The 6,488-nt window shown below is 38.7% G+C and carries 6 protein-coding genes; all 6 read right to left on the reverse strand.

Features of this window, described 5'->3' with window-relative positions:
- Positions 1–83: 83 nt before the first annotated feature.
- The 6 genes from sbmA to HUN22_RS14775 all read right to left on the reverse strand — a co-directional run bounded on the left by sbmA (position 84) and on the right by HUN22_RS14775 (position 6,205).
- Positions 84–1,280 (reverse strand): peptide antibiotic transporter SbmA, encoded by a 1,197-nt coding sequence (sbmA, locus tag HUN22_RS14750; protein ID WP_174730815.1) that lies wholly within the window; start codon positions 1,278–1,280, stop codon positions 84–86.
- Positions 1,281–1,518: 238 nt separating this feature from the next.
- The gene (locus tag HUN22_RS14755; protein WP_125738714.1) at positions 1,519–2,754 is read right to left on the reverse strand and encodes a threonine ammonia-lyase; all 1,236 of its coding nucleotides are present in this window, start codon (positions 2,752–2,754) and stop codon (positions 1,519–1,521) included.
- Positions 2,755–2,957: 203 nt separating this feature from the next.
- On the reverse strand, positions 2,958–3,932 hold the full coding sequence (locus HUN22_RS14760) for a patatin-like phospholipase family protein (protein WP_217488196.1): 975 nt from the start codon (positions 3,930–3,932) through the stop codon (positions 2,958–2,960).
- A gap of 169 nt (positions 3,933–4,101) precedes the next feature.
- Entirely contained in the window at positions 4,102–5,577 is a 1,476-nt protein-coding gene (locus HUN22_RS14765; RefSeq protein WP_174730817.1) for an alanine/glycine:cation symporter family protein, read from the reverse strand.
- A 99-nt stretch (positions 5,578–5,676) separates the two neighbouring features.
- A complete protein-coding gene (locus HUN22_RS14770) occupies positions 5,677–5,817 on the reverse strand; it encodes a hypothetical protein (protein ID WP_079284424.1) in 141 nt (46 codons plus the stop codon).
- Positions 5,818–6,001: 184 nt separating this feature from the next.
- A complete protein-coding gene (locus HUN22_RS14775; RefSeq protein ID WP_174730820.1) occupies positions 6,002–6,205 on the reverse strand; it encodes a hypothetical protein in 204 nt (67 codons plus the stop codon).
- Between the last annotated feature and the right edge of the window lie 283 nt (positions 6,206–6,488).

Raw genomic sequence — 6,488 nt, forward strand, 5'->3', positions numbered from 1 at the left:
CTCTAGTAGGTTCTATTCTCAATTTTTATAATGCAACACATTAATCAAAACTCATAAAAAAACCCGCTTTCGCGGGCCTTCTTTTATTTGTGTAGTATCGATTCAAAGGCTTTTAAACGCTTATAAATTGAAAGCAGTTCAATAATTGTTTTCCAGGAACTAATTAAGTATTGGAATGATTCACGAACCTTATCGAATACACCACCAATTTGGTTAATCAAACCTAACGTCATCTTCCCACTTGCAATCGCAGGAAATAAAACGACTAAACTATATAAAATGTCTAACTGCTTATACCAAGTTGCTACCAAATTAAAATAAGCGTAATGGAAATAGAGTCGGAAGTAGTTTTTACGAACTCGGCTAAATAGCTCTTTTAAAGTAGCTGGTCTTGCACGCTCTGCATAATCTTCACCATAAACGAGTTCTTTACGATAGGCTGCTTCTACTTTTTGATTATTAAATTGCAGTCCAGGCAATTTAATACCAACCACCATTAATAGAACTGTACCAAAAACAGCCCATACAATTGCGGCCCATACTAGAGAATGCTCTAGTTCACCCACAATTGGTAAAACAGGGACATGTTTAGAAAGTTGAAATAAAATAGGTAAAAAGGCAATTAAGATCATTACAGCTTTTACCAGTTCAACGCCTAAGTCTTCCATAATGGTTGCAAAGCGCATGGTATCTTCTTGCACACGCTGTGAAGCACCTTCAACATGACGCAGTTTTTCCCAATGTTTTGTATAGTATTCATTCATTGCCGTGCGCCAACGGAATACATAATGGCTTGTGAAAAAAGCATTAATCACAGCTAAAGTTACAGCGACCATAGCAATATAAAGAAAAACCATTGTCTCTCTATACAGTGCTGAGACATCTCCCCCACCATCGGAAAGCATTTTTTGGATTAAATCCCAAAATGGTACATACCATGCATTAATGGCTACACTAACCTGAACGCTAAACCAAATGTTGAACAAAATAAACGCCGAACCCCACACTGACCATCGCTGCCATGGATTATTAGATACAACTTTCCAGAAGCCAGCAAAAAGCGCAGTAGAGACTAAAAACCAGATATAAAACCATAAGAAAGTTGGAGACCAAAAACGGCTCACACCCACTGGTAGTTGTGCCTCATGGTAACCTTGAGCAAACCCGATAAAAGTTCCCCACGTGTTTCCACCTGAGTACCAAAGCACCATATTGAGCGCGATCCAAATAACCGCAGATATGAAAAAATACCGTGGTGATGGAAAAAATGATTTGAACATTGAGCGTGGATATCCCTATATTTCTTCAAATTTACAATGAAAGGAATACTAAAACCTAAACCTTAAAATTGTGAAGGACAAAGTTTAGAGAATTGTCAGTTTTTTCCGTTTCATTGAAGGATTTGATCGTTTTTTTGTAAATTCATCCCTTTTTTGGCAATTTAATCCATTTAAATTACCTTGTATATGACTCTCGATAGAGCCATATACGGCTTTTATAACACAGTGATATCAGAGATTAAATCTCTTCTTTACGAACAATATAGCCTTCTAGTTGCATTGCTTGAATGAGCAAATCTAGGTCCGAAGCGCTTTTAAGCTCAACATCGACGCTTACGGCACTTTCTTTAGCACGACTTGTTGCCGCAAAGCGTTCATGACGCAACTCATAAATATTACCGCCTTGCTCAGCAATAATGGCCGTTAAACGGGCTAAGGCACCAGGATTGTCTGGTAATTCAACACGAATACGAACCATCCGGCCTGTACGGGTTAAATGACGTTGCAATACAGAGACCATTACGCGTGTATCAATATTGCCACCAGACAGTACCACACCTAATTTATGACCTAAAAACAGATCGGGACGAGACATAATGGCAGCAATACCTGTTGCCCCCGCTCCTTCGCATACTGTTTTTTCAATATTAAGTAATAGTGCAATCGCTTCTTCAATCATGTCTTCAGTGACAACGACAATGTCATCAACATATTCTTTAGCAACTTGAGTCGTAAGCTCACCCGGAGTTTTTACTGCAATACCTTCAGCAACAGTAGATCCCATTGAAACAGCAAGTTGATAGTTACAAAGTAACTTAGCCATACTTGGGTATACAACAGATTGGACCCCAATAATTTTAATTTTTGGATTGATCGCTTTAGCAGCAATTGCAATACCAGAAATTAAACCACCACCACCAATTGGGACAACTAAAATGTCCAGATCAGGCACAGCAGCAAGCATTTCAAGCGCAATGGTTCCTTGACCTGCAATAATTTCAGCATCATCGAATGGGTGGATAATGGTTAAAGATTCTTCTTGTGCAACACGGTGCATTTCAGCAGCAGCTTCTGAGAAATCCTGCCCATGCAAAATCACACGTGCACCATACTCACGTACTCGTTGCACCTTAACGTTTGGCGTAGATTTCGGCATTACAATTGTCGCAGTCACTCCTGTACGCTGAGCATGATAAGCTACACCTTGTGCATGGTTGCCCGCCGAAGCAGCAATAACACCATGCTGCTTTTCTTGCTCAGATAAACACAACAGTTTATTCAGAGCACCCCGTTCTTTAAATGAAGCTGTAAATTGTAAGTTTTCAAATTTCAGCCACATCTCAGCTCCTAAGGTTTTAGAAATGGTTTCTGAGAAAACAAAGGGAGTTTTTACAACTAAACCTTCCAAACGCTCTGCGGCAGCATGAACATCATTTAATGTTGGAAACCCATTTTTAACCTGTTGCTGTATCATTTATCCAGTCAGCCTCAATACACTACAAATCAATTATTTTTTAAAAATGGACACAATATTTCATATTGGCCATTAGAGTTTTCAGCATATCCAACATGTCTCTAATATACAAAAAATTTTATTCCAAAAATTGAAGTTTTAAGCTTCCATAAAAAAAGCCCGTTTCAGGCTTTTTATTTAATTTTCAAAATATTAACGTTTATTTATTGGGTTTGGGCACTCAAGCCTTCTGTAGACATATTCTGTTCAGCTATTTTTTCATCAATAGCAAACTGAATATCGGAAAGCTTGGCATTCGCTGCGTCTATCCCAGATTTCATGGTGGCTTCACGGCCTTTTACATCAAAAATATGCGCTTTTTCTCTTAAATCTGGCTGAATAACAACGTCCGCATATTGCAATTCTTCTGCCGCCAAACGCCCTTGCATGATATTAATATTCTGGTTAAACAGTCCCCAGACATTCGATGTTTCTGTGTAAATAGGTTGAGCTAGAATATCAACAGCAATAATAACATCAGCCCCTAAGTCGCGAGCGACTTCAACGGGTACGGGACTCACTAGCCCGCCATCCACATATTCAGATTTGCCAATTTTAGTCGGTACAAACATACTTGGAATAGAAGTAGAGGCTCTTACGGCTTGACCAGTATTGCCATAGTTAAATACGGTTTTGGTGCCATGCTTGAGTTCAGTTGCCACCACGTACATTGGAATCTTCATTTTTTCGAGTGGCATGTTATTTACTTGCTGGTTAACGTAGTTCTCTACTTTTTTACCATCAAAAAAACCTTTTAAGCCGATACTAATGTCACGAACATCGCCAGCTTTCATTTTTAAAGCAGTTTCACGCAGTTCAGCAGGCGTTTTACCACTCGCATAAATTGCTCCAACAATACTACCTGCACTCGTACCAACAATAAAATCTGGTCGAATACCATGTTGTTCTAGAACTTCAATCACCCCTATATGCGCGTAACCTCGTGCCCCACCACTCCCTAATACAAGCGCGACAACAGGACGTTTTTGCATTTTTTTAATTCTTGCAAATGGCTGATCGACAGGACGAGCATACGCTTCTGTCGTTTGTGGTTTTAAAGCAGCAGACAAGTGTGTGGTGGTCTGGCATCCCGCCAACACCATAGAGAGTCCGAGAACCCACAATTTAAGTTGTTTCATGGCCCATCTTCGCACTATGAGGTTTAAGTTCGGATTGCAATTTTAGTTGCTACTTTCGTGAAAAGCTGTATTGAATTTATTTAATTTGTCATGTTTAAAATTTAGACTCAAGTATTTTATCTATGCGCCCATAAAAAAGGCCCCTTATGTATAAGAGGCCTTTTTTAACTTACCAGATATCCGAATCAACTTTTTTCTTCAATTCCGGATACTTGTCAATTTTAAATTCAGGCTCTTTAATGCCTTTTTTCAATTGCTCGCGGTAATCTTTTAACAAAGTACGTGCCATTGGCGTTAATAGTACAATTGCAATCAAGTTAATGGTTGCCATGATACCCATAAACAAGTCAGCCATAGACCAAACGAGCGGAACACTACCGATTGCACCAAAGTACACCATCACCAATACAAAAATACGGAAGATGAACATGACTTTCGGGTTGTTATTAATAAACTGTACGTTACCTTCCGCATAGGCATAGTTACCTAGCACAGCTGAATAACAGAACAAGAATAATAAAACTGCAAGGAAGTCAGATCCCCAGTGTCCAACTTGGGTTTCTAATGCACGTTGAGTTAATTCAACACCAACAAAACCTGCATCTTGGTAAACACCAGAAACTAAAATGATGATCGCAGTACTTGTACATACAATGAAAGTGTCTACGAATACACCAAGCATTTGAACCAAACCTTGGTTGACAGGATGTTTTACATCAGACGCAGCTGCTGCATTTGGTGCTGAACCCATACCTGCTTCATTAGAGAATAAACCACGCTTAATCCCTTGCATCATTGCCATTGACACTGCCGCACCAAAGAAACCACCTGCTGCAGAATTAAAATTGAAAGCTTCAGTCACAATCAGCTTTAAAATATCAGGCAAAATTGCGTAGTTGCTTAATGCAATATATAGAGCAACAGCGAGATAAAGACCAGCTTTTAAAGGTACAAACATCTCTGCAAATTTAGCAATACGTTTGATACCACCAAAAATTGCCAATGCCACCAAAACGACAAGAGCAAGGCCAACCCATGAAATTTCTAGATCAACGCCACCTAAGTGTGCAATAAGATTGGCTTTATCCCAACCCCAAGCATGTGAAGAGGCATTAGCAATCGCATTAATTTGAACTGAGTTGAATACGAAACCATAGGTAAAGATCAAAGCAAGTGCGAAAACCACACCAAAGGTTTTACTGCGTAAACCTTGAGTAATATAGTAAGCTGGACCACCGCGGAACTGTTGAGTTTTGCTATCTCTAACTTTAAATAGCTGAGCAAGTGTAGACTCAATAAAAGCAGAACTCATACCAAGAAGAGCAGTCACCCACATCCAGAACACTGCACCTGGACCACCGATTGCAATTGCGATTGCTACACCAGCAATATTACCTACCCCAACACGGCTCGCAAGACCTGTTACAAACGCCTGAAAAGGTGTAAGACCATGTTCATCTTCACCTTCTGTACGGCTGCTTTTCATGACTCGAATGCTTTGCAAGAACATGCGAATTTGCACAGCTCCTGTTAAGACTGTATAAAAAATACCGACAGCCAACAAGAAAATAACCAAAAAATCCCATAAAGGTTCATTAAAAAATTGTACCCACGACATCAGTGTGGCATTGAGTTGTTCATTCATACTCGGTCCGCTTATGTTCTTGCTAATGTGCTATTAGCACAAGCCAAAATACTGCAATAAACAAAAAAGCCCCTAAAAATAGGGACTTCTTCAGTACATTTAAGAAAAAACTTTTAATGTCAATTGAATAGCAATTATTGTCACAAGTTTAAGCAACATCATGCCCAACACTAAGCCTTTGAAGGTTGCATGAGAGAAAGTAACCTTCAAAAAAAATAATATCATCGCACTACTGAACATTTCCGGTTTCGGAAGAACAGTATGGATCGACTCAGCTACAAACTTGGAAACTAACAAATGACCACCGCTAAATAATCTCGTCTAATGATTCCCATCAATTAAAAGAGTTATACAAAATCTGGATTTAAGCCAATAAGCATATTTACATATACTTGTGAGCGAATGTCTAAACTAGATATGAATTTCAAAGACTGTAATGAGCCATCGCCATAACGCGACTATTTGCACCCTTTTCCTCTTGATTAAAGAAGAATGCGTTTAGATCTGTACTAAGCTGTTGTATTTCTTGTGTCTCAGTAGTTGTGTGAGTTAAGTTCATTTTCATGGTTGCAATGGTAATCGCCAATCCTTGTTTCATGAACTGCTTGTTGATGAGTGGTAGACTCATGTAAAGCTCCTTATTCCTCGTGTATTTCTCCATTTCTACACTCAAATCCTTTTGTAAGGGATTTTGCATGCAGCCATTTCTTTCCTAACATGAGTATGGAGAAATCATACCTGCGTAAAAAAGTCGGTATTATGCAGAAATTTAAAATTTTGTGTATGTTTTTCATTAAAATTTTATGTGACTTCCGATTATTTTTTATTCAAAACCATTCGTTTTGTACTGTTTTTAAACATATTATACCTTTTTTTCAACTGATTATTTTTCAATCAACTTAATGTTAAGT

The organism is Acinetobacter lactucae (assembly GCF_013344765.1).
GTDB classification, from domain to species: domain Bacteria; phylum Pseudomonadota; class Gammaproteobacteria; order Pseudomonadales; family Moraxellaceae; genus Acinetobacter; species Acinetobacter lactucae_A.